This window comes from Trinickia diaoshuihuensis (genome assembly GCF_003390925.1).
GTDB lineage: Bacteria > Pseudomonadota > Gammaproteobacteria > Burkholderiales > Burkholderiaceae > Trinickia > Trinickia diaoshuihuensis.
In genome coordinates, this window is record NZ_QUBS01000034.1 from 1 (window position 1) to 969 (window position 969).

The following is a 969-nucleotide window of genomic DNA, read 5'->3' on the forward strand; positions in this document are numbered from 1 at the left end:
CATTGAACCTACCGCGGCGTTCTTCGCGAAGGACCTCCTGTGAAGTTCGCCTGGATTGACACGCAGTGCCGGCACTATCCGCTGTCGGCGCTGTGCGAGGTCCTTGGAGTAAGCGTCAATGGCTATCGCGCGTGGAAGCGCGGCGGCACGCCGGAGCGACAGCGGCTGACCGATGCCCAGTTGCTCACGCTGATTCGAACGATTCATGCCAAGGTCAAAGGCGCTTACGGTTCGCCGCGCATGACCGACGAGGTGCGCTCTCGCGGCTTTCCGGCCAGCAAAGCACGTGTGGAGCGGCTGATGAGCGACAACGGTATCCGAGCCCGCCACAAGCGCCGTTATCGGGTGACAACCGATTCTGGGCACAAGCTGCCGGTTGCACCGAAGGTATTGAACCGCGAGTTCTCGCCGGCCGAGCCCAATCGCGTGTTCACCTCGGACATCACGTACATCTGGACCGACGAAGGCTGGCTGTATCTTGCGGTCACGCTCGACCTGTTCAACCGGGAGGTTGTGGGCTGGTCGGTCAAGCCACGCATGACGGCGGACCTCGTGACAGACGCGCTGACTATGGCATGGTTCCGGCGCCGACCCGCGCCCAACGCGCTGCATCATTCGGACCGTGGCAGTCAATACGCGAGCCATGAATTCCAGCGCAAGCTGGCCTCCTACGGGATGCGCTGCTCGATGAGCCGCAAAGGCAATTGCTGGGATAACGCGCCGACGGAAAGCTTCTTCAACAGCCTGAAGAACGAGCGGGTACACGGCACGAGGTACCGCACGCATCGCGAAGCCGTGGCGGACTTGTTCGAATACATTGAAGTGTTTTATAACCGCAGTCGTCGTCATTCATCGCTTGGCTTCACGTCGCCAACTCAGTTCATGCAAGACTGGCTTGCGGCTCAGCGGACAAAGGATACGGCTGCATAACCCCGGGCCTCTGGAAGGCGAAAAACCGAGGGAAGCTCA

General features: G+C 60.8%; 1 pseudogene. It reads left to right on the top strand.

The window, feature by feature from the left end:
• Positions 1-18 precede the first annotated feature (18 nt).
• Positions 19-930, top strand: a pseudogene (locus DXT59_RS10135) (IS3 family transposase); the annotation flags it as partial.
• Positions 931-969: the final 39 nt, after the last annotated feature.